The sequence below is a fragment of the Mesorhizobium sp. M8A.F.Ca.ET.181.01.1.1 genome (assembly GCF_004792025.1).
Lineage (GTDB): Bacteria > Pseudomonadota > Alphaproteobacteria > Rhizobiales > Rhizobiaceae > Mesorhizobium.
This window is the reverse complement of record NZ_SRTV01000120.1, coordinates 1-352: the sequence shown is the minus strand read 5'-3', so window position 1 is coordinate 352 and position 352 is coordinate 1. Positions and strand designations below refer to the sequence as shown.

Annotated in this window: 1 pseudogene; it reads right to left on the bottom strand. The window is 57.7% G+C overall.

Features of this window, described 5'->3' with window-relative positions:
• Window positions 1-352, bottom strand: a pseudogene (locus EN824_RS35505) (hypothetical protein); the annotation flags it as partial.

The window sequence follows — 352 nt, the reverse complement described above, 5'->3', positions numbered from 1 at the left end:
CGGCCGTTGTGCGTGCCCTGTTCTACGATAGGGCGCTCGAACCACAGTATGTCCGTACCGGTGGCCTTGTCGCAGTCATTTACCGCAATATCGATTGGAAGATTAAGTTCGTTTCGGTCGAACCAGTTGCATCGCGCTTGCGCGGCGGAGCGAGTCAAGATGTAGGAATCCGTGCAGCGACTATGGTTCGCAGGATAGAGCGATCTGCCCTTTGTCAGCTTGGACCTTGGCGTGTAGTAGTTGCCGCCATTGCCCAGATAAACGACCGCCTGTCTGCCGGCCGCAAGCTCCTGAAGCGCGTCCTCGAGGCGTGCCACGAAGTTGCGATCGAGAAACAGGACGGCGTGCACTA